22 protein-coding genes and 1 pseudogene are annotated in these 23,599 nt (G+C 71.7%); 5 read left to right on the top strand and 18 right to left on the bottom strand.

Features of this window, described 5'->3' with window-relative positions; genetic code table 11:
* Nucleotides 1–8 precede the first annotated feature (8 nt).
* Complete coding sequence (locus LNW72_RS12405; protein WP_164296255.1) at nt 9–623, bottom strand: sulfite oxidase-like oxidoreductase; 615 nt, start codon at nt 621–623, stop codon at nt 9–11.
* Between the two features lie 163 nt (nt 624–786).
* On the opposite strand from LNW72_RS12405, the gene bfr reads away from it, so the two are divergent.
* Nucleotides 787–1,266 carry a bacterioferritin gene (gene bfr / locus LNW72_RS12410; RefSeq protein ID WP_250975451.1) on the top strand — a complete coding sequence of 160 codons (480 nt, stop codon included), beginning with the start codon at nt 787–789 and terminating at the stop codon, nt 1,264–1,266.
* A 40-nt stretch (nt 1,267–1,306) separates the two neighbouring features.
* Here the strand turns inward: bfr and LNW72_RS12415 are convergent, their stop codons facing one another.
* Together LNW72_RS12415 and LNW72_RS12420 are read right to left on the bottom strand one after the other, a co-directional pair.
* Nucleotides 1,307–1,543, bottom strand: a complete 237-nt coding sequence (locus tag LNW72_RS12415) for a (2Fe-2S)-binding protein (RefSeq protein WP_250975452.1) — start codon at nt 1,541–1,543, stop codon at nt 1,307–1,309.
* 126 nt (nt 1,544–1,669) lie between these two features.
* The gene (locus LNW72_RS12420; protein WP_250975453.1) at nt 1,670–3,019 is read right to left on the bottom strand and encodes a class II 3-deoxy-7-phosphoheptulonate synthase; all 1,350 of its coding nucleotides are present in this window, start codon (nt 3,017–3,019) and stop codon (nt 1,670–1,672) included.
* 258 nt (nt 3,020–3,277) lie between these two features.
* On the opposite strand from LNW72_RS12420, the gene LNW72_RS12425 reads away from it, so the two are divergent.
* Entirely contained in the window at nt 3,278–5,272 is a 1,995-nt protein-coding gene (locus LNW72_RS12425) for an anthranilate synthase family protein (protein WP_250975454.1), read from the top strand.
* Here LNW72_RS12425 and LNW72_RS12430 read toward each other — a convergent pair.
* From LNW72_RS12430 to LNW72_RS12465, 5 genes and pseudogenes are all read right to left on the bottom strand, one after another.
* Nucleotides 5,256–5,882, bottom strand: coding sequence for a hypothetical protein (locus LNW72_RS12430; RefSeq protein WP_250975455.1), 627 nt, complete (start codon nt 5,880–5,882; stop codon nt 5,256–5,258). The genes LNW72_RS12425 and LNW72_RS12430 overlap by 17 nt on opposite strands.
* A gap of 121 nt (nt 5,883–6,003) precedes the next feature.
* Entirely contained in the window at nt 6,004–7,032 is a 1,029-nt protein-coding gene (locus LNW72_RS12435; protein WP_250975456.1) for a 6-phosphofructokinase, read from the bottom strand.
* Nucleotides 7,033–7,134: 102 nt separating this feature from the next.
* On the bottom strand, nt 7,135–7,824 hold the full coding sequence (locus LNW72_RS12440) for a response regulator transcription factor (protein ID WP_250975457.1): 690 nt from the start codon (nt 7,822–7,824) through the stop codon (nt 7,135–7,137).
* Between the two features lie 68 nt (nt 7,825–7,892).
* A pseudogene (gene macS / locus LNW72_RS41170) lies at nt 7,893–9,112 on the bottom strand (MacS family sensor histidine kinase).
* Between the two features lie 67 nt (nt 9,113–9,179).
* Nucleotides 9,180–9,962, bottom strand: coding sequence for a lysophospholipid acyltransferase family protein (locus LNW72_RS12465; RefSeq protein ID WP_250975458.1), 783 nt, complete (start codon nt 9,960–9,962; stop codon nt 9,180–9,182).
* A gap of 150 nt (nt 9,963–10,112) precedes the next feature.
* Between LNW72_RS12465 and LNW72_RS12470 the strand changes: the two genes are divergently transcribed.
* Both LNW72_RS12470 and LNW72_RS12475 read left to right on the top strand, forming a co-directional pair.
* Nucleotides 10,113–10,889: an alpha/beta fold hydrolase gene (locus LNW72_RS12470; protein WP_250975459.1), complete on the top strand. Its 777-nt coding sequence runs from the start codon at nt 10,113–10,115 to the stop codon at nt 10,887–10,889.
* Nucleotides 10,882–11,454, top strand: coding sequence for a hypothetical protein (locus LNW72_RS12475; protein WP_250975460.1), 573 nt, complete (start codon nt 10,882–10,884; stop codon nt 11,452–11,454). Before LNW72_RS12470 ends, LNW72_RS12475 begins: the two co-directional genes overlap by 8 nt.
* A gap of 21 nt (nt 11,455–11,475) precedes the next feature.
* Here LNW72_RS12475 and LNW72_RS12480 read toward each other — a convergent pair whose 3' ends face one another.
* The 6 genes from LNW72_RS12480 to LNW72_RS12505 form a co-directional block, all read right to left on the bottom strand.
* On the bottom strand, nt 11,476–12,249 hold the full coding sequence (locus LNW72_RS12480; protein WP_374117227.1) for an endonuclease/exonuclease/phosphatase family protein: 774 nt from the start codon (nt 12,247–12,249) through the stop codon (nt 11,476–11,478).
* A gap of 5 nt (nt 12,250–12,254) precedes the next feature.
* Complete coding sequence (locus tag LNW72_RS12485) at nt 12,255–13,196, bottom strand: ROK family glucokinase (RefSeq protein WP_250975461.1); 942 nt, start codon at nt 13,194–13,196, stop codon at nt 12,255–12,257.
* Between the two features lie 55 nt (nt 13,197–13,251).
* Nucleotides 13,252–13,683: a DUF5304 domain-containing protein gene (locus LNW72_RS12490; RefSeq protein ID WP_250975462.1), complete on the bottom strand. Its 432-nt coding sequence runs from the start codon at nt 13,681–13,683 to the stop codon at nt 13,252–13,254.
* Nucleotides 13,684–13,747: 64 nt separating this feature from the next.
* Entirely contained in the window at nt 13,748–14,929 is a 1,182-nt protein-coding gene (locus LNW72_RS12495; protein ID WP_250975463.1) for an ArsA family ATPase, read from the bottom strand.
* Nucleotides 14,930–14,934: 5 nt separating this feature from the next.
* Nucleotides 14,935–15,414 (bottom strand): SRPBCC family protein, encoded by a 480-nt coding sequence (locus LNW72_RS12500; RefSeq protein ID WP_250975464.1) that lies wholly within the window; start codon nt 15,412–15,414, stop codon nt 14,935–14,937.
* Between the two features lie 90 nt (nt 15,415–15,504).
* The gene (locus LNW72_RS12505) at nt 15,505–16,266 is read right to left on the bottom strand and encodes a metallophosphoesterase (RefSeq protein ID WP_250975465.1); all 762 of its coding nucleotides are present in this window, start codon (nt 16,264–16,266) and stop codon (nt 15,505–15,507) included.
* A 203-nt stretch (nt 16,267–16,469) separates the two neighbouring features.
* Here LNW72_RS12505 and LNW72_RS12510 point away from each other — a divergent pair, with 203 nt between their 5' ends.
* Entirely contained in the window at nt 16,470–18,266 is a 1,797-nt protein-coding gene (locus tag LNW72_RS12510; protein WP_250975466.1) for an AMP-dependent synthetase/ligase, read from the top strand.
* 79 nt (nt 18,267–18,345) lie between these two features.
* Here the strand turns inward: LNW72_RS12510 and LNW72_RS12515 are convergent, their stop codons facing one another.
* From LNW72_RS12515 to LNW72_RS12530, 4 genes are all read right to left on the bottom strand, one after another.
* Nucleotides 18,346–19,482 (bottom strand): glycosyltransferase family 4 protein, encoded by a 1,137-nt coding sequence (locus LNW72_RS12515; protein WP_250975467.1) that lies wholly within the window; start codon nt 19,480–19,482, stop codon nt 18,346–18,348.
* Nucleotides 19,483–19,557: 75 nt separating this feature from the next.
* The gene (locus tag LNW72_RS12520; RefSeq protein ID WP_250975468.1) at nt 19,558–21,132 is read right to left on the bottom strand and encodes a DUF2079 domain-containing protein; all 1,575 of its coding nucleotides are present in this window, start codon (nt 21,130–21,132) and stop codon (nt 19,558–19,560) included.
* An 83-nt stretch (nt 21,133–21,215) separates the two neighbouring features.
* Nucleotides 21,216–22,367 carry a M48 family metallopeptidase gene (locus tag LNW72_RS12525; RefSeq protein WP_250975469.1) on the bottom strand — a complete coding sequence of 384 codons (1,152 nt, stop codon included), beginning with the start codon at nt 22,365–22,367 and terminating at the stop codon, nt 21,216–21,218.
* Complete coding sequence (locus LNW72_RS12530; RefSeq protein ID WP_250975470.1) at nt 22,364–23,596, bottom strand: hypothetical protein; 1,233 nt, start codon at nt 23,594–23,596, stop codon at nt 22,364–22,366. The genes LNW72_RS12525 and LNW72_RS12530 overlap by 4 nt, the downstream gene beginning before the upstream one ends.
* Nucleotides 23,597–23,599: the final 3 nt, after the last annotated feature.

The raw sequence follows: 23,599 nt of genomic DNA on the forward strand, positions 1-23,599 counted from the left end.
ACCGGCGGTCAGAGCTCCGGGCCGTCCCCCGGCTCCTCCTGGTAGGAGTAGCGCTGCTCCGACCAGGGGCTGCCGACGTTGTGATAGCCGCGCTCCTCCCAGAAGCCGCGGCGGTCGGCGGTCATGTACTCCACGCCCCTGACCCATTTGGGCCCCTTCCAGGCGTAGAGGTGCGGGACCACCAGCCGGGCCGGGAAACCGTGCTCCGCGGTCAGCGGTTCGCCGCCCTTGTGGGTGGCGAATATCGATTTGTCGTCGGAGAAGTCCTCGATCCGGAGATTCGAGCTGAAGCCGTACTCCGCCCACACCATGACGTGCGTGACGCCGGGCGCCGGGGGCGCGAGCCGCAGTACCGTCGCGGCGGAGACCCCGCCCCACTCCATGCCGACCATGCTGAACTTCGTCACGCAGTGGAAGTCGGCCTTCACGATCGAGTACGGCAGCGCCGAGAACTCCTCGTGGTTCCAGCAGTGTTTGTCCCCGTCGGCCGTGTTCCCGAAGACCCGGAACTCCCACCGGTCCGGCTTGAAACGCGGCACGGGACCGTAGTGGGTGACCGGCCAGCCCCGTTGTAGCCGCTGCCCCGGGGGAAGCTCTCCCGCACGGCTTTCGGACTGACCCATGACTCCATGGTGACAGACCGGACCCAGTGCTTCTGACCGGGCTACGCCCGATTCGGGACCGCCGGTCCCCACCGGATGTAAGCGTGCACTTACTGGATCAGCCGTGCCCGCAGTGCAAAGATGCGGCCATCTTGTCGATTCCCTTTGGAAGGACGGCGTTGCCATGCAGGGCGACCCCGAGGTCATCGAGTTCCTCAACGAACAGCTGACCGCAGAGCTGACCGCGATCAACCAGTACTTCCTGCACGCGAAGATGCAGGAGAACTTCGGCTGGACGAAGCTCGCGAAATACACCCGCTCGGAATCCATCGACGAGATGAAGCACGCGGAACTGCTGACCGACCGCATCCTCTTCCTCGACGGCCTGCCGAACTACCAGCGGCTGTTCCATGTGCGGGTGGGCCAGACGGTCACCGAGATGTTCCAGGCCGACCGCCAGGTCGAGGTCGAGGCCATCGACCGCCTCAAGCGCGGCATCGAGGTCATGCGGACCAAGGGCGACATCACCTCGGCGAACATCTTCGAGTCGATCCTCGCCGACGAGGAACACCACATCGACTACCTCGACACCCAGCTCGAACTGGTGGAGAAGCTGGGCGAGCCGCTCTACATCGCCCAGCTCATCGAGCAACCGGAGAGCTGACGCGGGCCGTAAGGGCCCGGCGCCCGGTCCCGGCGAAAGTTCAGGCCGCTTCGGCCATCGGCTCTTCGGTTGCGGCCAGCTGCGCGGCAGCCGGCTGGGCCGCCGGCGTCGCCGTACGGCCGAGCAGTGCCTGGATGCGCTTGACGCACGACCCGCAGTCGGTGCCGGCCTTGCAGGCCGAGGCGAGTTTGCGGGGGCTGCAGGCGCCGGAATCCGCGTGCTGCTTGACCTGCTGCTCGGTGATGCCGAAGCAAGAGCACACGTACACGCGGTTCACCCCTCTCGGGCGCCTGGGCTGAGGTTACCCTTACCTTACCCGGCGCGTCCGTAGGTGAAAAGCGGCAAGGGGCGCGGATCTGTGTGATCCGCGCCCCTTGTGCCGTCTGCCGGCCGTCCGCCAGGACTACTGGCCCCGGTACATCTCCGCGACCAGGAACGCCAGGTCCAGCGACTGGCTGCGGTTGAGCCGCGGGTCGCAGGCCGTCTCGTAGCGCTGGTGCAGGTCGTCGACGAAGATCTCGTCGCCGCCGCCCACGCACTCGGTGACATCGTCACCGGTCAGCTCGACGTGGATGCCGCCCGGGTGGGTGCCGAGGCCCTTGTGGACCTCGAAGAAGCCCTTGACCTCGTCGAGCACGTCGTCGAAGCGCCGCGTCTTGTGGCCGGACGCCGCCTCGTAGGTGTTGCCGTGCATCGGGTCGGTCACCCACGCCACCTGCGCGCCCGAGGCCGTGACCTTCTCGACCAGCGTCGGGAGCTTGTCGCGGACCTTGTCCGCGCCCATGCGGACGATGAACGTCAGCCGGCCCGGCTCACGGTCCGGGTCCAGCCGGTCGATGTACGTCAGCGCCTCTTCGGGCGTCGTCGTCGGGCCGAGCTTGATGCCGATCGGGTTGCGGATCTTCGAGGCGAACTCGATGTGCGCCCCGTCGAGCTGCCGGGTGCGCTCGCCGATCCACACCATGTGGCCCGACGTGTCGTACAGCGAGCCGGTCCGCGAGTCGACACGGGTCAGCGACGACTCGTAGTCCAGCAGCAGCGCCTCGTGCGACGCGTAGAACTCCACGGTCCGGAACTCGGCGGGGTCGGTCCCGCACGCCGCCATGAAGTTCAGCGCGTTGTCGATCTCGCGGGCCAGTGCCTCGTAGCGCTGGCCGGACGGCGAGGACTTCACGAAGTCCTGGTTCCAGGCGTGCACCTGGCGCAGGTCCGCGTAGCCACCGGTGGTGAAGGCCCGCACCAGGTTGAGCGTCGAGGCGGACGCGTTGTACATCCGCTTGAGCCGCTCGGGGTCCGGGACCCGCTCCTTCTCGGTGAAGGCGAAGCCGTTGACCGAGTCACCGCGGTACGTCGGCAGGGTCACGCCGTCGCGGGTCTCGGTCGGCTTGGAGCGCGGCTTGGAGTACTGGCCGGCGATCCGGCCCACCTTGACGACCGGCACGGAGGCCGCGTACGTCAGCACCGCGCCCATCTGCAGGAGCGTCTTGAGCTTGTTGCGGATCTGGTCCGCGGACACGGCGTCGAAGGCCTCGGCGCAGTCGCCGCCCTGCAGCAGGAACGCCTCGCCGCGGGCGACGGCCCCCAGGCGGGTACGCAGCTGATCGCACTCGCCGGCGAAGACGAGAGGCGGATACGACTCGAGCTCCGCGAGCACAGTGCGCAGCGCCTCGGAGTCGGGGTACTCGGGCTGCTGCGCCGCGGGAAGGGATCGCCAGGTGTTTCCACCGGCTGCGGGGTTAGCGTTCACGGTCACACGACCACACTACGGGGTGACGACACGCGGAATCCGACGCCGCCCATTGGATGAGACGAGCCCCACGGCGCCGTCCACCGTGCGTTAGGGTTCTGACCATGTTCGCGCAACAGCACACCAACTGGTGGTGGCCCGCTCAACCGGCGGCCCACCTCATCGCGCGTACGTAACGACTCACCGCGAAGGCCGCCCAAGGGGCGGCCTTTTCTGTTTTCCCGGCCGCTCCCTCCGTTGTCCCGATCATCGGAAGGACCCGCCGTGCATCCCGGCACCGAAACCACAGCCACCGCCCTCGTCGAGCGGCTGCTCTCCCCCGGCTGCCCACCGTTCGCCCTGCTCCGCCGCCGCACCCCTGGCCGCGACGCCGACCTCGTCGAAGTGCTCCTCGGGCCGGTCACCGAGGCCGGCCGGCTGCGGGACATCACCCTGCCGGACGGTGCACCGGGTGCCGGCCCGGCGCTGGACGCGCTCGCGCTGGTGCCGTTCCGGCAGATCCGCGAACGCGGCTTCGACGTGCGGGACGACGGGACGCCGCTGGCCGTGCTGCGGCCCGACGAGACGTACGAGCTGCCGTTGGCGGACGTCCTCGCCGCACTCCCGGACCAGGAGGTGACGGTCGACGACGGTGCGTTCGACGTGGACGACGACACCTACGCCGGGATCGTGGAGCGGGTGATCGAGGACGAGATCGGCCGCGGCGAGGGCGCCAACTTCGTGATCCGGCGGACGTTCCGGGGGCAGATCGCGGGCTACGGGCCGGGCTCCGCGCTCGCCCTGTTCCGGAAGCTGCTCAGCGGTGAGCGCGGCGCGTACTGGACGTATGTCGTGCACACCCCGGACCGCACGCTGGTGGGCGCCAGCCCCGAGGTGCATGTGCGGATGGCGGGCGGCACGGTCGTGATGAACCCGATCAGCGGCACCTACCGCTATCCCGTCACGGGGCCGGACCCCGAGGGGCTGCTCGCCTTCCTCCACGACCCCAAGGAGGTGGAGGAGCTGACGATGGTGGTCGACGAGGAACTGAAGATGATGTGCACCGTCGGCGACCTCGGCGGTGTGGTGGTCGGGCCGCGGCTCAAGGAGATGGCCCACCTCGCGCACACCGAGTACGAGCTGCGCGGCCGCACCACGATGGACGTACGGGACGTGCTGCGCGAGACGATGTTCGCCGCGACCGTCACCGGCTCGCCGGTGCAGAACGCCTGCCGCGTCATCGAGCGGTACGAAGATCAGGAGGGTGGGCGCGAAGCGCTTCAGAACAAGGGTGGTGGTGGGCGACGGGCGGGAGGGCGCGGCTACTACGCGGGTGCGCTGGCCCTGATCGGGCGGGACGCGGCCGGGACCAGGACGCTGGACTCGCCGATCCTGATCAGGACCGCGGACATCGACCCCGGCGGGCAGCTGAAGGTGCCGGTCGGCGCGACGCTGGTCCGGCACTCCGACCCGCGCGGCGAGGTCGCCGAGACGCACGCCAAGGCGGCCGGGGTCCTCACCGCGCTCGGTGTGCGGCCGGCCCCGGAGCGCGCGCCCGAACCCGCGTACCGGCTGGCCGACGACATCAGGGTGCGGGCCGCGCTGGACGCCCGGCGGGCGAATCTGGCGCCGTTCTGGCTGCGGATGCAGGTCGAGCCGTCCCCGGCCGACCGGCTCGCGCTGTCGGCGCACGCGCTGGTGATCGACGCGGAGGACACCTTCACCGCGATGCTCGCGCATGTGCTGCGCTCGTCCGGACTGGGCGTCACCGTGCGGCGCTACGACGAGCCGGGCCTGCGGGACGCGGCGCTGTCCCACGACGGTCCGGTCGTGCTCGGTCCCGGCCCCGGCAATCCGGCCGACGCCTCCGACCCGAAGATGCGCTTCCTGCGCACCCTCGCCGCCGACCTGGTCAAGGGCCACCGGCAGGGGCTGCTCGGGGTGTGCCTGGGCCAGGAGCTGCTCGCGGCGGAGCTGGGGCTGGACATCGTGCGCAAGGACGTCCCCTTCCAGGGCGCCCAGGAGCACATCGACTTCTTCGGCCGGCCGGAGACCGTCGGGTTCTACAACACCTTCACGGCGCGCTGCGACGACGCGACCGCCGAGGAGCTCGCCACCCACCGGGTGGAACTGAGCCGTGACCCGGTCACCGGCGATGTGCACGCGATGCGCGGGCCGGGGTTCGCGGGCGTGCAGTTCCACCCCGAGTCGGTGCTCACCCTGAACGGCACCGCGATCGCGGCGGAGCTGCTGGCGGCCGTGCTCACGCCGTCTCGCTGAACGCCGAGGCGTCCAGCACGGGGTCGGCGAGGACGGGGCCGACCAGCATCATGACCTCGGCGATCATCCGGAACTCGTCGGCGGTGCCGTCGACCACCAGGTCGGCCAGGGCCCGGGAGGGGGCGACATGCGCGGCATGCCGCTCCCTCCCGGTCTCCAGGTAGTTCAGCAGCGACAGCCGCGGGTCCTGCCGCTGGACGTCGATCTTGCGGAGGATCTTGCGGGCCAGCCGGATGTCGTCGGGGGTGTCGACGTACACCCGCCAGGTCGCCCGGCCGGCGACCGACGGCAGGGTGAGGGCGAACAGGCCCTCGACGACGACCAGCCGGTGCCGGCCCGAAGTGGCCGCGGCCTCGATCGCCGCGACCACCGCGAGCTCGTCGATCGAGCCGGGATGGTTCCAGTCCAGGACCTCGGACCCGCTCGCGCTGACCGTGCGCACCCCGCGCACGGTGTCGTGCGCGGGCACGTAGAAGTCATCGAGGTGGATCAGACCGATGGTCTCGTGATGGTGCAGCGACAGCGCCTCGGCAAGGGTTGACTTGCCCGATGCGGTGCCGCCTGCGACCGCCAGTACAGGTGTGCGCCACCTGTTCGTCACACCCGTCATACCGGGCGCTCCTCATGTGCTCAAAGGGGGAAAACGAAGCGGCCGGACAAGCCGGGTGGACGGAGAATAAGGCGCACTGATCGTCCGCTGCAAGCAGCAATGTTTCCGCGATGTTCAAGGTTCAGCCAAAGAAGACCCCGGCCTCCGTGTAGAGCTTCGGATCGACGGTCTTGATCCGGGCGGTGGCCTCCGCGATCGGCACCCGGACGATGTCCGTACCGCGCAGCGCGACCATCTTCCCGAAGTCCCCGTCGCGTACCGCGTCGATGGCGTGCAGCCCGAACCGGGTGGCCAGCCAGCGGTCGAACGCACTGGGCGTTCCACCGCGCTGGACGTGCCCGAGCACCGTGGTGCGGGCCTCCTTGCCGGTGCGCTTCTCGATCTCCTTGGCGAGCCATTCGCCCACGCCGGAGAGCCGGACATGGCCGAACGAGTCCAGGGTGCCGTCCTTCAGCACCATGTCCCCGTCCTTGGGCATGGCGCCTTCCGCGACGACCACTATGGGCGCGTAACGGATCTTGAACCGGCTCTCCACCCAGCCGCAGACCTGCTCGACGTCGAAGCGCTGTTCCGGAATGAGGATGACGTTGGCCCCGCCGGCCAGCCCCGAGTGCAGGGCTATCCAGCCGGCGTGCCGGCCCATCACCTCGACGACGAGGACACGCATGTGCGATTCGGCAGTCGTGTGCAGCCGGTCGATCGCCTCGGTGGCGATGTTGACCGCCGTGTCGAAGCCGAAGGTGTAGTCGGTGGCGGACAGGTCGTTGTCGATGGTCTTGGGAACGCCGACGCACGGAATGCCGTGCTCGTCGGAGAGGGTCGCGGCCACCCCCAGGGTGTCCTCGCCGCCGATCACGATGAGCGCGTCGACGTCGAAGTCGGCGAGGTTCTCCCTGACCCGGCGGATACCGTCCTCGACCTTGAGCGGATTGGTGCGCGAGGAACCGAGGATGGTGCCGCCGCGCGGCAGGATGCCCCGCACGGCGGGGATGTCGAGCGGCACGGTGTCGCCTTCGAGGGGACCCCGCCAGCCGTCCCTGAAGCCGAGGAAGCCGTAGTCGTACTCCTGGACACCTTTGCGGACGATCGCCCGGATGACCGCGTTGAGACCGGGGCAGTCACCACCACCGGTCAGTACTCCGACCCGCATGGACTCTTCCCTTCGCCAGCACTGCGTTGCATTGCCTTACCGGGAACCAACTCGGGCAACGCTAGCGTGACTTGGGTCACATGCGGGATGGGGCGAACGGGGTCATTCGCCGTCGAGGCCGCGCTCGATCGCGTAACGCACCAGTTCCACCCGGTTGTGGAGCTGCAGCTTGCCGAGGGTGTTCTGCACGTGGTTCTGCACGGTGCGGTGCGAGATGACGAGCCGTTCCGCGATCTGCTTGTAGCTCAGGCCCTTCGCGACCAGGCGCAGCACCTCCGTCTCACGGTCCGTCAGCCGGGGCGCCTCGGGCTCGTCCGAGGACGCGGGGGCCGGGTCGGAGGCCAGCCGGCGGTACTCGCCGAGGACCAGCCCGGCCAGCCCCGGGGTGAAGACCGGATCGCCGATCGCCGTCCTGCGGACCGCCTCCACGAGCTCGTCGCGGCCGGCGGACTTCAGCAGATAGCCGGTGGCACCGGACTTCACGGCCTCCAGCACGTCCTCGTGCTCGCCGCTCGCCGACAGCACCAGCACCCGCAGCGCGGGATTGTCCGCGACCACGTCCTTGCACACCTGCACTCCGGACATCCCCGGCAGGTTGAGGTCCAGCACGATCACCTCGGGCATCGCCGCCTTGGCCCGGCGCACGGCCTCCGGCCCGTCCCCTGCCGTCGCCACCACCTGGTAACCGGCCTCGGACAGGTCCCGGGCGACCGCGTCCCGCCACATCGGGTGGTCGTCGACCACCATCACCTTCACGGTGTGGTCCTGCTCGGGTTGCGTGTCCCCCGCCATGTGACTGCCTCTCGTCCGGCCGAATCTCCGTGCCGGGGCAACTCTACAAACGCGGCGGGATGCGGAGCTCAGGGCGTGGGGCGCTTCTTGGGCAGCCGGAGTTCGACCTCGGCGCCCTGGCCGGGGGTGGTGACCAGGGTGGCGGTGCCGCCGAGGTCGCGGAGCCGGCCACGGATGGACTGGGCGACGCCGAGCCGGCCCTCCTGTTCGGCGTCGGCGAGCCGGCCTTCCGGGATGCCGGGGCCGTCGTCGCGGACGCTGACGAGGATCTCGCCGGGCTCGTCCTCCAGCAGGATCCAGGCGTGGGCCTGTTCCCCGGCGTGCGTGCGGACGTTGTCGAGGGCGGCGCCGACGGCCGCCGCGAGCTCGGCGGCGGCGTACGCGTCGACCAGCACCGGGGTGCCGGGCGCCGAGATCGTCACCTGCGAGCTGCCGTAGGGCGTGAGCAGCGCCCGTACGTCGCAGGGACCGAGTGCCGCGTCCGCTGCCTCCTGGTCGGCCTCGGCGGCGCCGGTGCGCGAGCGGAGCGCCGCGAGCAGCCGGCCGCGGCGGACCGCGGCGGCGTTCTCGGGGTGGCGGGGGTTGGGGACGAAGCCGTCGGAGACCAGCGCCCGCAGCGCCGACTCCTGCTCGCCGGCCATCCGGCCGAGCGCCGCGGCCTCGCCGCCCACCTCACTGCCCCGGCGCTGGACCATGGCGAGCACCTGGAGCACGTTGTCGTGGATGTCCCGGGCGAGCCGCTCCCGCTCACGGGTGGCCGCCTCGATCTGCAGGGCGCGGGCGAGGGTCCGCTCGCTGGCGCGGGCGACCTCGACGACATAGCCGATGGCGATGCTCGCCACCCACACCAGCAGAACGCTGTGCAGGCTGTCGCGGGCCAAGAAGCCGCGCTGGACGACATTGGCGATGCCGACGAGCGTGGAGGCGACCGCGGCCCAGCGCCAGCCGCCCTTGATCGCGAAGGCGAGGACGGATCCCGCCGTCCAGATGGACGGCAGCGTCGGGGTGCCCTCGACGATCCGCAGATGCGTGTCGACGACGGGGTGAGCAGGATCCCGGTCAGCGCGATGGTGAGGTCGGCGAAGAGGAAGCGCTTGGTGCACCGTTCGGCGGACCGCACCCGGCCCAGGGTGAGGAACGTCCAGACGGTCAGCACCGCCATGTACCCGGCCCCGACCAGCGGGTGGCGGTACCCCCCGTAGGCGTCGCAGAACAGGGCCAGCGCATAGCCGAGGGTGAGCACGCGGTACGCGGTCAGCGCACGCCACAACGGCTGCTCGACGGACATCCGGATCGTCTTCGCCGCCACCGCTCCCCCTCCCCCGACGGCCCGCCCGGGGCCCGTCCGGCCGGCCCTAGGACCCGGCCGGCCCGCCCTTGTCCTGCAGAGCCTTCTCGGCGGCTTCCCGCTCGGCCCTCTCGGACTTCTCCAGCTCGGCCTGCCGCTTGGCCTCCTCCGCGATCTGGCGCTTCGCGGCGGTGGCGTAGATGTCCACGTACTCCTGGCCGGACAGCTTCATGATCTCGTACATGACCTCGTCGGTCACCGAGCGCAGGATGAAGCGGTCGCCCTCCATGCCGTGGTAGCGGCTGAAGTCGAGCGGCTTGCCGATCCGGATGCCGGGACGCACCGAGACCTTGGGCAGCACCTTGCCGGGCGGCTGCACCTTCTCGGTGTCGATCATCGCGACGGGGATCACCGGCGCTCCGGAGGCCAGCGCCACCCGGGCCAGGCCGCCGGGCTTGCCCCGGTAGAGCCGGCCGTCGGGCGAGCGGGTGCCCTCGGGGTAGATGCCGAACAGCTCACCGCGCTCCAGCACCTGGATCCCGCTGTTGATCGCGGCCTCGCCGGCGCCGCGCGCGCCGGAACGGTCCACCGGGAGCTGGCCGACGCCCTTGAAGAAGGCGGCCGTCAGCTTCCCCTTGACGCCCGGGGACGTGAAGTACTCCGCCTTGGCGATGAAGGTGACCGGCCGGTCGAGCATCGCGGGGAGGAAGAAGGAGTCCGAGAAGGAGAGGTGGTTGCTGGCAAGGATCGCCGGCCCCTCCTTGGGGATGTTCTCGATGCCTTCCACCCAGGGGCGGAAGGCGAGCTTGAGCGGCGAACCGATCGCGAGCTTCATCGCGCCGTAGAACAACCGAGGACCTCCTGTAGCTGACGCAAAGACCTTAACGCCAGTTCGACCCCCGGCACTCCCCGCGTCCACGCGACGGGGCTTACCGGGGGGTATGCGGGCCGCGTACGCTGAACTCCTGCCACCCTCCCCGCGGCGAACAGGAGTCCCACGGTGCCGCTCATGCCCGGAGCCGAGCCGTACAGCCACGACGGTGGCGAGATCGGCGTCCTGCTCTGTCACGGATTCACCGGCACACCGCAGTCCATGCGCCCCTGGGGCGAGTATCTGGCTGCCCGCGGCCTGACCGTGTCCGTGCCGCTGCTGCCGGGCCACGGCACCCGTTGGCAGGACATGCAGCAGACCGGCTGGCAGGACTGGTACGCCGAGGTCGACCGCGCGCTGCGCGAGCTGACGGCCCGCTGCTCGCAGGTCTTCGTCTGCGGCATGTCGATGGGCGGCGCCCTGACGCTGCGGCTCGCCGCGCTGCACGGCCACTCGATCAGCGGCATCGTTCTGGTGAATCCTTCGGTCAAGGCCGACAGCCACCAGATCAAGGCGGTTCCGGTGCTGCGCCATCTGGTGCCGTCGGTGCCGGGCATCACCAGCGACATCGCCAAGGAGGGCGGCCTGGAGGTCGGTTACGACCGGACGCCGCTGCACGCCGTGTACTCCCTCAGCCGCTTCTGGAAGCTCGTCAGAGCGGGGCTGCCGCAGGTCACGCAGCCGTTGCTGCTGCTGCACAGCCGGGTGGACCATGTGGTCCACCCGTCGAACACCGCGGTCGTCCTCAGCAAGGTCTCCTCCAGCGACGTCACCGAGATCGTGCTGGAGCGGAGCTACCACGTGGCGACGCTGGACCATGACGCGGAACAGATCTTCGAGGAGTCCTACGGATTCATCCGGCGCCTGGCGCCCGCGGTGGACAAGGAGGTGACGGCCAGTGGCTGAGCGCGAGGAGGACCAGGTTCCCGACGAGACCGCTCCCGACGCCTCCGAGCCGGCCGTCGCGGACACCGCCGACGGGGCGGCCCCTCCGCCGCTGGACGAGGACGCCGCCTGGGCCGAGCTGGTCGCGGGCTTCGACGACGAGCCCGAGCCGGGCACCGCCTCCTGGCCCGATGCCGAGAACCTCTCGCCCGCCCGGCCCGACGACCGTGCCGGTGACGGCGACCCGGACGACGGGTCCGGCCCGCCGACCCGCAGCATCGTCGTCCACCCGGTGATCCACGGCCCGCGCGACTACACGGCCCATGAGGACGAGGACGAGGGCCACTACGTACCGCCGGAGCCCCCGCCGCTCCCGCAGGCCGATGTCACGACCAAGTTCGCCTGGCTCGCGGTACTGGGCGGGCCGCTGCTGCTGATCGTGTTCATCCTGCTCCAGCAGGAGATCACCTGGTGGGTCATGACGCTGGGCGTCGGCGGCTTCGTCGGCGGTTTCTGCACCCTCGTCACGCGGCTGCGCACCGGCGAGGACGACGACGAGCTGCCCGGTGGCGGCGCGGTCGTCTGACCGGGCCGTTTCCCGCGCGGTTCAGCCGCTGGGGACGACCGAAGGGGCCGACGCCGGGATCCGGAACGCGGCCAGCAGCGGCAGGTGGTCGGTGGCGGCCACCAGGTCCGCCGGTTCGACACCGGGAAGACCCTGCGGCACCCCGCACCCCAGCACCTCGACGCCCTGCGTCGCGAAGATCGCGTCGATGCGCTGGTAGGGGCGGTCCGGTACCGAGGTGAACTCGCCGCCCCACGGCTTGGTGGCCCAGGCGTCCTGGAGCTCCGCCGACAGCCGGCCGAACGCACGGCCGTCCGGATGGTCGTTGAGATCGCCGCCGGCCACGGCATACGGCTCGCCCATCCCGGCGAGCCGTTCCAGCAGCAGCGCGGACTGTCCGTCGCGTTCCGCCGCGCTGAGGCTGAGATGGCAGCTGAGCACGGAGAGCCGGGCGCCGCCGATCCGTACGACGGCGGTGGCGAAACCGCGCTGGTGCAGGCCGGGGGTACGCGGCAGCAGGATGTCCTCGGTGCGCTCGACATGGGCGCGCAGCGAGGAGAGGATCATCGGCCCCGCGGCGGTGGCGCCGCCGGTGACGGTGACCAGGCCGGTCTCATGGGCGAGCCAGGCGGCGGCCTTGCGCCAGCGGAAGAAGCGCGGCGCTTCCTGGAGCAGGACGAGGTCGGGGGCGCAGGCCTGGATGACCCGGGCGAGCGCCCCCCTGTCGTCCCGCATGGAGCGGATGTTGTAACTGAGCACGCGGACCACCGCCGAGTCACCCGGCTCGGTGGTCGAGGGCGGCAGGTCCGCGAGCACGGTCGTCAGCCCTGACGGGCCAGGTCGGCGGCGCCGACCAGTCCTGCCTTGCCGCCGAGCTGCGCGGCGAGCACCTGGGCATGCGGTCGGTACTGGCCGCCCACCAGCCAGCGGCGGAAGGACTTGCGGATCGGGTCGAGCACCAGCTCGCCCTCGTCCGAGACCCCGCCGCCGACGATGAACGCCGACGGGTCGAAGAGCGAGGCCAGGTCGGCCAGGCCCGCGCCCGCCCAGCGGGCCAGCTCACGGAACGAGTCGATCGCTACCGGGTCACCGCCCCGCGCGGCCTCGCTGACGTGCTTGCCCTCGATGGTGTCGGGGTCGCCGTCGCCGAGGGAGAGCAGCAGTTCCGCGTTCTCCGGGGTGGCCGCGGCGCGCTGCTTCGCGTAGCGGACGAGAGCGCGCCCGGAGGCGTACTGCTCCCAGCAGCCCTGGCTGCCGCAGCCGCACAGCAGTCCGTCCGGCACCATCCGTACGTGGCCGAACTCGCCCGCCACACCGAACCGGCCGCGGTGCAGCTTGCCGCCGATGATGATGCCGCCGCCGAGGCCGGTGCCGAGGGTGATGCACACGACGTCGTCGTGACCCTGGCCCGCGCCGAACCGGTATTCGCCCCACGCCGCCGCGTTCGCGTCGTTCTCGACGATGACGGAGAGGCCGACGCGCTGCTCGACCTTGTCCTTGAGCGCTTCGTGCCGCCAGTTGATGTTCGGGGCGAAGAGCACGGTGGCACGCTTGTCGTCCACGTAGCCGGCCGCGCCGATGCCGACCGCGTCGACCTCATGGCCGGTGCTGACCTTGCGCACCGCGTCCGCGATGGCGTCCACGACTGCCTCGGGGGTCGCCGGGGTCGGCACCTTGCACGTCTCAAGAATCGAGCCGTCCTCATCGACTACGCCGGCCGCGATCTTTGTGCCGCCGATGTCGACGCCGATGGTGAGTCCCATGTGTCCCTCAGTTTTCGGTCGATCCCCGCTTCAGCCAACCGTACCGGAGGGGAGGTCAGTCGAGGTCGATGTGCTCACTGGATGAGCCGGTGGATGAGTCGGGCGGTGTCTCGGAAGCGCGGTGTCCGGCGGCGGTGTCCTTGGCGGTCCACCGGGTTTCGTGTCCCGCGACGACCGAGCGGTAGGCGGCGAGCAGCTCGACGCCGGCCGAGGACAGATGCTCGAAGACCTCGGGGTTGCGCTCGCGGATGGGCTCGACGACCGACTTGACCTGCGAGATCACGGTCTGGGCGGCGAGTGTCACCGCCGGGCTGCGGAATTCGGCGAGCTTCTCGGTGACCGCCTCGGCGAGCCGTCGCAGCTCTTCCGTGGCGCTGCCGACGCCCTGTCCTGCCTGCTCACGCCGCCGGGCGTGCTCTGCGGCGGTGTCCTCCGCGCTGGCCTTGGCCCACGCGTCGGCGTCGGGCCGGTCGGTGGTCTCGCTCATGACGGTCTCCCTCGCGGCGCTCCGGGGTTGTTCTACCGAAGGTACCCGAATGGACGCACTGCGTTCAGCGCGGCCAGAGGTCGGGATCCGGTGCGAACCGGACCTCCAGGGCCCCGTCGCGCAGTGCGGCGCCGTCGACGGTGCAGCGCCGCAGCGCGGAGGGCAGCGGGAGGATCCGGCGGAAACCTTCCGCGTCGACCACGAGTTCGTCACCCCTGCGGACCAGTCCGAGACCCTCACGGGTGGCCCCGGGCAGCGGCAGCCGCCAGCGGAAACGGTCCTCGGCGCCGGGCTGGTCCGTCACGCTCCACGGCTCGGCCGCGCGCCCGCCCGGCTCCGCCTCGGGATCCGGCGGTACGGCGCCGAGCGCGCTGAGGTCGTCGGTGCCGCGCGGTTCCCGTCCCAGGTGCGGCAGTTCATGGACGGCCGTACCGGTTCCGGCCAATTCGGAGCGCAGCGCGGCGAGTTCCTTGTGCTGGACGCCGGACAGCTCGGCGAGCCAGGGGTCGGGCGAGTGGTCCGGCAGCAGCCGGTTGGCGACCACGGCCTCCAGCCGGTGCCCGAAGAGCGCCAGTCCGGTCCTGGCGGTCCTGACCGCCTCGGCCCCGGCCGCGCCGGGCTCGACGACCAGCCGTACGGTCGTGCCGGCGGCCTCGATCACGGCCTGGGCCGCGGCGAGTTCGCGGTCGATGCGCTCGGCGGCCTCGTACGCCCACTGGGCCGGCATCGGCACGCCCGCGAGCTGGGCGAGCACCGGGCGCAGCGCCCTGGCCGCCTGGCGCTGGGCGGGGACGAGCCGTCGCAGGTAGCGGCGCAGCTGTTCGGGGAGGGCGAGGGCGGCGAGCGCCGCGGGGGTGGCCGGCAGGTCGACGACGACCACGTCCCAGCCGGCGGATCCGTCGGCCGATTCGCGCAGCGCGCGCAGCAGGGCCAGCGAGTCGGCGCCGGGGAGTTCGGTGAGTTCCTCGGGGTCCAGCGGTTCGGCGCCCAGCAGGTCCAGGAGGGAGCCGAGCCGGGACTGGACGTCCCGGGCGTCGGCCCGGAACGTCGCCTGGGTGTCTATCCGGTGGGCGCGCAGACCGGGCACGGCGGTGCCGTCCCCGTCGAGTACGGCGGCCGGCGAGGCGCCGCGGTCCGTGGACAGCAGCAGGGTGCGGGCACCCTGCCGGGCCGCGCTCACCGCGGTGGCGGCGGCCGCCGTGGTGCGGCCGGCTCCGCCGGGGCCGGTGACCAGGACCGTGCGCACGGCGCTCAGCTCTTGTCGGGCGGACTGTCGGGCGTGCCGGCGGGCGGACCGGATTCGACGCGCTTCTTCAGGCCGGCCAGCGCGCGGTCGATGATGACCTTCTCGGCCTTGCGCTTGATCATGCCGAGCATCGGGATCTTGACGTCGACCGTCAGCTGGTACGTGACTTCGGTGCGGGCGCCGCCGTCCAGCGGGGCGACCGCGTACGAGCCGTCCAGGGTGCGGAGCATCTGGGACTTGACCAGCGACCAGTGGACCTCGCTGTCGCCGACCCAGCGGTAGGCGAGCGTGTGGTCGTCCTTGATCGCACCGGCGTCCAGCAGCAGCCGGACCCGCTCCGCGCGGCCCTGGGCGTCGGCGGAGAGGATCTCCGCCTCCTTCACCTCACCGGTCCACTCGGGGTAGCGGTTGAAATCCGCGATGACGCCCATGACGTCGGCCGGGGCCGCCTCGATGGTGATGCTCGACTTGGTGTGTTCCGCCATCGCTGTGGCCCCTCCGGGACTTCGCGCCGTATGTCTGGGTCTGCTGGTGCAGGCTACCGCCTGCCGGTCGAACAACTGTCACCCCGGCACTCACCACTCCAGGGCCCATGGCCTGCGGGTGGCGTTGAAGTGCCCGACGTTGACGCACTCGGTCCTGCCGATCCGCATCCGCGGGACCAGCGGCTGGTGGACGTGGCCGAAGAGGGCGTACCGGGGGCGGGTGGTGCGGATCGCGTCGAGCAGCGCCTCGCTGCCGCGTTCGAAGCGGCGGGCGACCGTGTCGTAGCAGAGCTCGGGAACGGCGGGCGGGATGTGTGAGCAGAGCACGTCGACCCGCCCGAGCGCGGCGACCTTCTCGGCGTACTCGGCCTCGTCGATCTCGTACGGGGTGCGCATGGCCGTCCGCAGACCGCCGCCGACGAAGCCGAAGACCAGGCCGCCGATCTCGGCGGTGGCGCCGTCCAGGATGGTGGTGCCCTCGGTGGCGTACTCGGACCACAGCGCCGGAATGTCGACGTTGCCATAGGTGGCGTAGGTCGGCGCGGGAAAGGCCGCGAAGAGTTCGGCGTACTGCTTCCGTACGGCGGTCTCGATGGCGCCGCGCCGGTCGATGCCCTCCCACAGCTCGCGGTCGAGGGCGCGGGCCTCCTCGAAGCGCTTGGCGGTCCGCAGCGCGACCATCCGTGAGGCGTTCGCCGCGCCGAAGAGGTCGGGGAAGATTCCCCGCGAGTGATCGGCGTAGTCCAGGAAGAGGACGAGGTCCCCGAGGCAGATCAGGGCGTCCGCACCGTCTCCCGCCCTGGCCAGAGCCTCCGCCGCACCGTGCACATCGCTCACTACATGGACCCGCATGGCCGTCAGCCTATCGCCGGTTACCTGCGGGTTACCGGTGCTCTGGACTACTGTTCGCGGAGCGGTTCAGCCGCACTCCTGGGTATGTGATGCATAAAACATCTGTACTGCACCCCTATCGCGAAAGCTTTACCGGTGGGTAACGTCCAGGCCGTCCAACTATCCCTCCGGGTGCGCCGTCGCGCCGATGAGGAGCACCAGCCTTGCGTGAGTTCAGCCTTCCGGCCCTTTACGAGGTCCCCGCGGACGGCAACCTGACGGATCTGATCCGCCGCAACGCCGCTCAGCACCCAGCTGTTCCGGTGATCGCCCGCAAGAACGCGGGCGGCGAATGGCAGGACGTCACCGCCACCGACTTCTTCTCCGAGGTCAGAGCCGCCGCCAAGGGACTGATCGCGTCCGGCGTGCGGCCTGGCGACCGGGTCGCCCTGATGTCGCCCACCCGGTACGAGTGGACACTCCTGGACTTCGCGATCTGGAGCGCCGGCGCGGTCGCCGTGCCCGTGTACGAGACGTCCTCGGCCGAACAGGTCGAGTGGATCCTCGGTGACTCGGGCGCGGTCGCCTGCATCGTCGAGTCCGGTACCCACGAGGACGCCGTCGCCTCGGTGCACGACCGGCTCCCCGACCTCAAGCACATCTGGCGGATCGACGCCGGTGCGGTGGAGCATCTGGTGCGCGTCGGAGCCAACATCTCCGAGAAGGTGGTGGACGAGCGGGGAGCGACCGCCGTCGCGGACTCCCCCGCCACGATCGTGTACACCTCCGGGACCACCGGCCGCCCCAAGGGCTGTGTGCTGAGCCACCGGGCCTTCTTCGCCGAGTGCGGCAACGTGGTGGAACGCCTCGCCCCGCTGTTCAGGACCGGCGAGTCCTCGGTGCTGCTGTTCCTGCCGCTCGCGCACGTCTTCGGCCGGCTGGTCGAGGTGGCGGCCGTGATGGCCCCGATCAAGCTCGGGCACGTCAGCGACATCAAGCACCTCACCGACGAGCTGGCCGCCTTCCGGCCAACGATGATCCTGGGCGTGCCCCGGGTCTTCGAGAAGGTGTACAACTCGGCGCGGGCCAAGGCGCAGGCCGACGGCAAGGGCAAGATCTTCGACAAGGCCGCGGACACCGCGATCACCTACAGCCGGGCACTGGACTCCGCCGGCGGCCCGTCGGTCGGCCTGAAGTTCAAGCACAAGGTCTTCGACCGGCTGGTCTACAGCAAGCTGCGCGCCGTCCTCGGCGGCCGCGCCACGCACGCCATCTCCGGCGGCGCGCCGCTGGGCGAGCGGCTCGGGCACTTCTACCGGGGCATCGGCTTCACCGTCCTGGAGGGCTACGGCCTCACCGAGTCCTGTGCGGCGACCGCGTTCAACCCCTGGGACCGTACGAAGATCGGCACGGTCGGCCAGCCGCTGCCCGGCTCGACGGTGCGGATCGCCGACGACGGTGAGGTGCTGCTGCACGGCGAGCACCTGTTCTCCGGCTACTGGAACAACGAGGCGGCCACCGCCGACGCGGTCTCCGACGGCTGGTTCCATACCGGTGACCTGGGCACGGTCGACGAGGACGGCTATCTGTCCATCACCGGCCGCAAGAAGGAGATCATCGTCACGGCCGGTGGCAAGAACGTCGCCCCCGCCGTGATCGAGGACCGGATCCGGGCCGACGCGCTGATCGCCGAGTGCATGGTCGTCGGTGACGGCAAGCCGTTCATCGCCGCCCTGGTCACCCTGGACGAGGAGTTCCTGCCCCGCTGGGCCGAACAGCATGGCAAGGTCGGCCGCAGCGTGGCCGAACTGGCCAGGGACCCGGAGCTGCTGGCCGCCGTGCAGCACGCGGTGGACCAGGGCAACGCGGCCGTCTCCAAGGCCGAGTCGGTGCGCAAGTTCCAGATCCTGCCGAACCAGTTCACCGAGGAGTCCGGCCATGTGACGCCGTCGCTGAAGCTGAAGCGCAACGTCGTCATGAAGGACTTCGCGGGCGAGATCGAGGCGCTCTACCAGCACTGAGCGACCAGCACGGAGCGCAGGCACGGCGAAGCGGCTCCCCCGGACCTCGTCCGGGGGAGCCGCTTCGCGTCAAGTGCCCTTACAGCAACGACTTCAGACGTTCCGCCAGCAGATCCCAGCGCCACGCCTCCTCGACCCAGCGCCGGCCGCGCTCGCCCATCCGCCGGCGCAGCTCCGGGTCGCCCAGCAGGGTGACGATCCGGTCCGCCGCCTGGGCGGGCGAACCCCCGGGCACCACCCAGCCGGTCTCGCCGTCCAGCACCGCGTCCGGGGCGCCGCCCGAATCGCCCGCGACCACCGGCAGTCCGGTCGCCGAGGCCTCCAGGTAGACGATCCCCAGGCCCTCGACGTCCAGCCCGCCGCGGCGGGTCCTGCACGGCATCGCGAAGACGTCGCCCGCGCCGTAGTGGGCGGGCAGCTCCTCCCAGGGCACCGGTCCGGTGAAGCGCACGGAGCCGGTGACACCGGTCCGCGCCGAGAGTTCGGCCAGGTCCTTGGCGTACGGTCCGCCGCCGACCACCAGCAGCACCGCGTCGGGCACGGCGGCCAGGATCCGCGGCATCGCCAGGATCAGCGTGTCCTGTCCCTTGCGCGGCACCAGCCGCGAGACGCACACCACCACCGGCCGGTCCGCGAGCCCGAGCCTGGCCCGTACCGCGGCGCCGCCCGAGGCCGGGTGGAAGGTCTTCTCGTCGACGCCGGGCGGCAGTTGCACCATCCGCGCCGCCGCGGCGGGCGTGAGCGCCTTCGCGATCCGCGACCGCGTGTACTCGCCGAGATACGTGATGGTGTCGGTGCCCTCGCCGATCCGGCGCAACAGCTGCCGGCTCGCGGGCAACTGGGCCCACCCCGCCTCGTGGCCGTGCGTGGTGGCGACCAGCCGGCGGGCGCCCGCGCGCCGCAGCGCGGGGGCCATCAGCCCCAGCGGCGCCGCCGCTCCGAACCACACCGACGAGCAGCCGTGCTCGCGCAGCAGCCCGGCCGCGCGCCGGATCACCCCGGGGGTGGGCAGCAGCATCGTCGTCCGGTCGCGGATCACCGGGAACGGCTGCTCGGCGTCGAAGCGCTCGACCTCGCCGCCGTCCGGCCCCTTCCACGTCGAGGCGTACACGACGACCTGTCCGGGATCCAGCCGCAGCGCCATGCTGTGCACGAAGGCCTGGATGCCGCCGGGCCGCGGCGGGAAGTCATTGGTGACGATCAAGGTCTTGTCCATCGCCGCCGAGAGTAGCCGACCGGTGCCGGTCCCCGCCGGTCCGCACCGGTCCGCGTCCCGCCCCGCCGCCCGGCGTCAGGAACGGACTTCCGGTTCCTTGACGGGCACGCTGTCGTCGCCCGGCACATGCGCGCCGGGTACCGGGCGGCCGGTATCGGTCCGGTGCAGCAGGACGACGCCGTCCTTCGCCCACAGCAGGGTGTAGCCGTTGTCGAGCAGCAGCAGGACGCGGTCGCGCTGGTCGTCCACGGTCGTGAAGGGGAACATCTTCCGCACGGTCTGGATCAGGACGTACTCGGCGTCGCGCGGGGTCGCGTCCGCGATGACGACCCGGGTGCGGCGGGTCAGCCGGGGCGCCGCGTTGTTGTCGGCCTCGACGGTGGCCCCCGTCGGCACCAGGCGCGCGCCCTCGGCGAGCGCCCGTTCCGAGGGGCTGGGCGTCCAGGCGGCAGGCAGCAGCAGACTGCCCAGCCCGCACACGACCGAGATCAGCAGCGAACAGGCCACCGCCCCCAGCGTCCAGCGCCGGACCGGCCGCCCGGTGTGTCTGCGGTGCAGCCGCGCCGCCGTCTCCACCGCGGCGACCAGCAGGACCGGCCACAGGAAGGCGTCGTAGTGGTGGCTGGTCGCCCAGTGGCTGGGGTTGTCGGAGAAGACCCGCTCGGCGAGCAGCGGGACCGCGCACCACAAGGTGGCGGACCCGAGCGGCAGCAGGAGCAGCGGCCCCAGCAGCCACAGCAGGAGAACCGGTTTCTCCGGGTGGTCGACGGTCACCGCGAAGGCCGCGATCGGATCGGTCAGGAAGCGCATCGCCGCGGTCCCCATGTCCGGGCCGAGCGCGCTGTAGTTCCAGTAGTAGCCGGGCACCCCGCCCATCGCCGGTATCAGCACCCGGATCGCGAGCAGCGCCGCCACGGGCCCCAGCACGAACAGGGTGAGCCCGGTACGCACCGCGGGACGGTCCCCGTCCCGTCGGCCGCGGCCGATGAGGACGGCCCCGTACGCCGCCACGAGCAGCCCCAGGTCCTCCTTGGTGCAGCACAGCAGGACGGCGCAGACCAGCACCGCGCCGTAGCGCCGGGCCAGCCCGCGCTCCAGCATCAGCAGGGTCAGCGGGACGGCGAAGGCGACCTCGTGGAAGCCGACCCCCGACGCGCGCAGCAGTGGCCAGCCCAGCCCGTAGACCAGGCAGCTCAGGTCGGCGGCCCGGCGGACGGTGGCCGGCGGCGCCTGGGCGAAGCAGTGCCCGGCGATCCGCCGCACGATCGGCACGCCCGCCGCGAAGAGCGCCGCCTGGGCGCCGATCAGCATGCGGGGGTCGTCCCACACCCAGTACAGCGGCGCGAGGAGGGCGAGGACCGGCGAGAAGTGGTCGCCCAGCAGGGAGAAGCCGGGCGGGAACTCGTGGTGGTAGTTCTTGATGGGCGAACGCGGCAGCTGGAAGTGCGCGTACCCGCGGACCGCCTGGTCGAATATCCCCAGGTCGAACCCGCCGATCCGGACGGTCGCCCACTGCTGCAGCCCCACGGCCAGCACGGCGGTGAAGCAGAGCACGGTCAGGGCGACCGTACGTATTCGGTCCTGCTGCCGCGCGGCCGGCGCGGCCGCCGCGCTCTCGCGCGCGGACGGGGATACGACGAGCTGTGCCACCGTTCGACGCCCTCCCTCGTGAACGAGCCTTCACCCTACTGGGCGCCGCCGCCGCGTCGTGGGCTCCCTCGGGTCACTCCGGCTCACCTCGCGCCGACCCCGCGCGCCGCGGCGATCCGCTCGGCCGATGTCGGGTGCGTACCGAACAGCACATGCAGCGCCCGCGGCGGCTCCGGATCGGCGATGTTCGCCACCGCCAGCCGGCGCTGCATCGCGATGAACCCCGCCGGATCTTCCGTCAGCCGCAGCGCGTGCGCGTCCGCCCGGCGCTCCACCCGCCGGCTCAGTGCGCATCCGAACGGCCCGGCCAGCGCCGACCCCAGCGCGGCCACCGCCGCGAGCAGCATCATCGACCGCGGGTCGGAGAAGCGGGACACGCCCGCGGCGTCGAGCAGCGGCTGCCATCTGACCACCGCCGCCAGCACGCACGCCCCGGCGGCCGCCCCCACCGCGCCGAGCACCGTGCCCCGCGCCACGTCCCGGTGCTTCACATGGCCCAGTTCGTGCGCCACGACGAGCTCGACCTCGCGCGGCTCGGCGGTCGTCAGGAGCGTGTCGTAGGCGACGATCCGCCGCGTCCGGCCGAAGCCGGAGACGTACGCGTTGAGCGCGGTGGTGCGCCGGGAGGCGTCGGCGACGAGGACGTCGCGTACGGCGATCCCGTCGCGCGCCGCCAGGGCGAGGAGCGCGTCGCGCAGCGGACCCGGTTCCATCGGGGTGAAGCGGTTGAAGAGCGGTTCGAGGACGACGGGGGCCAGCCACGAAAGGGCGACGGTGACGACGGCCGCACCGAGCGCCGTCCAGGTCCACCACCGGGAGGTGGTCCCGGCGAGCGCGTAGACGGCGAAGAGCGCGCCGAGCGCGAGCGGTACGGAGACGAGCAGCCCGCGCAGCACATCCACCCCCCAGCCGCCCCAGCCCTGGGTGACCAGTCCGAACCGGGCCCGTACGATCCGCACCCGGGCGGCGAAGGGCAGCGCGACGAGCTGTCGCAGCAGCACCAGGGCGAGCCCGCCGCCGGCGATCCGCGCGGCCCAGGAGTCGCCGAAGAGCCCGACGAGGCCGGCGCCGGCGGGGGTCAGCCCGAGGGCGAGCAGGAGCAGCAGGGACGCCAGCCGGCCGGCGAGGGCGGGCGGCCACTGCCCGCGCCGCAGAGCGCGTCCCCGCGCGATCTCCTCAGGGGTGAAATCCGCGTCCGGCACCCCGTCACCAGCACTGCTTCCACCCGTCGTCATGCCAACTCCCGCTGTACATAGGCGCGCCAGCGCGCGGTGAAGTCGTCGAGGCCGGTCCCGAGGACCGCCCGCAGGTGCGTGTCGAGGGAGCCGCCGGTGCCGGCGGCCCGGTACAGCTCGGTGAGTTTCGCGTCGCCCCAGTCGGCGGCGATCAGCCGGCAGGCGAGCCAGGCTCCCTCGTACGCCTGCGCCAGACCGCCGGCCGTCGTGCCGAAGCCGGCGTCGGACGGCAGGTTCCGCGGGGCCCTGCCCGCGGCCACGTCGCGGCTCAGTTCGGGCGCGTCCTGGCGGGCGGTGCGGCCGGTGCCGCCGTAGCCGACCCAGTCGGCGAAGCCCTCGGAGAGCCACAGCGGGGTGGTCGCGGTGGTGGCGGCGCGGGTCGCGACATGGGTCGTCTCGTGCGTGAGCACGACCTGGCGGCCGAAGGCGGACAGCTCCCCGAACGCCTCGGGGTTGATGATCACGCGGTCGGCCGGCGCCCCGGAGGACCCGCCGAGTTCGCCGGTGGTCACGGCGGCGATGCCACGGTAGGTGTCGGGGGCAGCGTGCAGCAGCGCTGCCATCCGCGCCAGCGAGGACGGCACTTCGACGACGACGCGGCCGCTCCAGCCGTTCCCCCAGGCCCGCCCCACCGTGGGCACCGCACGGTCGGCGGCGTCGGCGTAGGTCCGCAGCGCCGCGGGCCCGTCCGTCCCCAGCACGAGGCTGTGCGCTCCCCGCACCACCCGCACCGGGCCCTGGTCCCACAGCTGCTGGGCGTCGTGCCGGTCCCCGGCGACGTACCAGCGGCCGCCGCGCCGGACGAGCGTCAGATCGGCGTCCGAGGTGACCGCCGAAGTGTCGTAGCCGGTCAGCCGGTACCCGACCTGGACCCGCGCCAGCGCCCGGTCACCGCCACCACCGCCATCGCCGTCGGGGCCGACACCCGTCACCCGGTACGACCACGAGGCGAGCGGCACCTGTGCCAGGTTCCGGAACACCTGCCGCTGCCGGTCCCGGAATCCCGGGTCGACGTCCGCGAGGAACGCCGTCTCGTCGCGGTGCAGCAGCGCCGCCGCCTGGCGGTCGAGCACCGACTGGACGGCGGGAGCGCCAGGGCCCGCGGGGACGACGGCAGCACCGCTCCCGCCACCGCCGCACCCGGTGAGCAGTGCCAGCAGGGTCAGCACGACGAGGACCGCCGCGCACCACGGCGCGGCGGTCCCGGGTCGTGTGCGCGCTGCCGCCATACG

The sequence above is a fragment of the Streptomyces sp. RKAG293 genome (genome assembly GCF_023701745.1).
GTDB lineage: Bacteria > Actinomycetota > Actinomycetes > Streptomycetales > Streptomycetaceae > Actinacidiphila.

What these genes read in the sequence shown, in the direction of transcription:
- LNW72_RS12405 (WP_164296255.1), bottom strand. Translation starts at nt 623, where the DNA reads ATGGGTCAGTCCGAAAGCCGTGCGGGAGAGCTTCCCCCGGGGCAGCGG.
- bfr (WP_250975451.1), top strand. Translation starts at nt 787, where the DNA reads ATGCAGGGCGACCCCGAGGTCATCGAGTTCCTCAACGAACAGCTGACC.
- LNW72_RS12430 (WP_250975455.1), bottom strand. Translation starts at nt 5,882, where the DNA reads ATGACGGGTGTGACGAACAGGTGGCGCACACCTGTACTGGCGGTCGCA.
- LNW72_RS12435 (WP_250975456.1), bottom strand. Translation starts at nt 7,032, where the DNA reads ATGCGGGTCGGAGTACTGACCGGTGGTGGTGACTGCCCCGGTCTCAAC.
- LNW72_RS12440 (WP_250975457.1), bottom strand. Translation starts at nt 7,824, where the DNA reads ATGGCGGGGGACACGCAACCCGAGCAGGACCACACCGTGAAGGTGATG.
- LNW72_RS12485 (WP_250975461.1), bottom strand. Translation starts at nt 13,196, where the DNA reads ATGGGACTCACCATCGGCGTCGACATCGGCGGCACAAAGATCGCGGCC.
- LNW72_RS12490 (WP_250975462.1), bottom strand. Translation starts at nt 13,683, where the DNA reads ATGAGCGAGACCACCGACCGGCCCGACGCCGACGCGTGGGCCAAGGCC.
- LNW72_RS12500 (WP_250975464.1), bottom strand. Translation starts at nt 15,414, where the DNA reads ATGGCGGAACACACCAAGTCGAGCATCACCATCGAGGCGGCCCCGGCC.
- LNW72_RS12505 (WP_250975465.1), bottom strand. Translation starts at nt 16,266, where the DNA reads ATGCGGGTCCATGTAGTGAGCGATGTGCACGGTGCGGCGGAGGCTCTG.
- LNW72_RS12515 (WP_250975467.1), bottom strand. Translation starts at nt 19,482, where the DNA reads ATGGACAAGACCTTGATCGTCACCAATGACTTCCCGCCGCGGCCCGGC.
- LNW72_RS12525 (WP_250975469.1), bottom strand. Translation starts at nt 22,367, where the DNA reads ATGACGACGGGTGGAAGCAGTGCTGGTGACGGGGTGCCGGACGCGGAT.
- LNW72_RS12530 (WP_250975470.1), bottom strand. Translation starts at nt 23,596, where the DNA reads ATGGCGGCAGCGCGCACACGACCCGGGACCGCCGCGCCGTGGTGCGCG.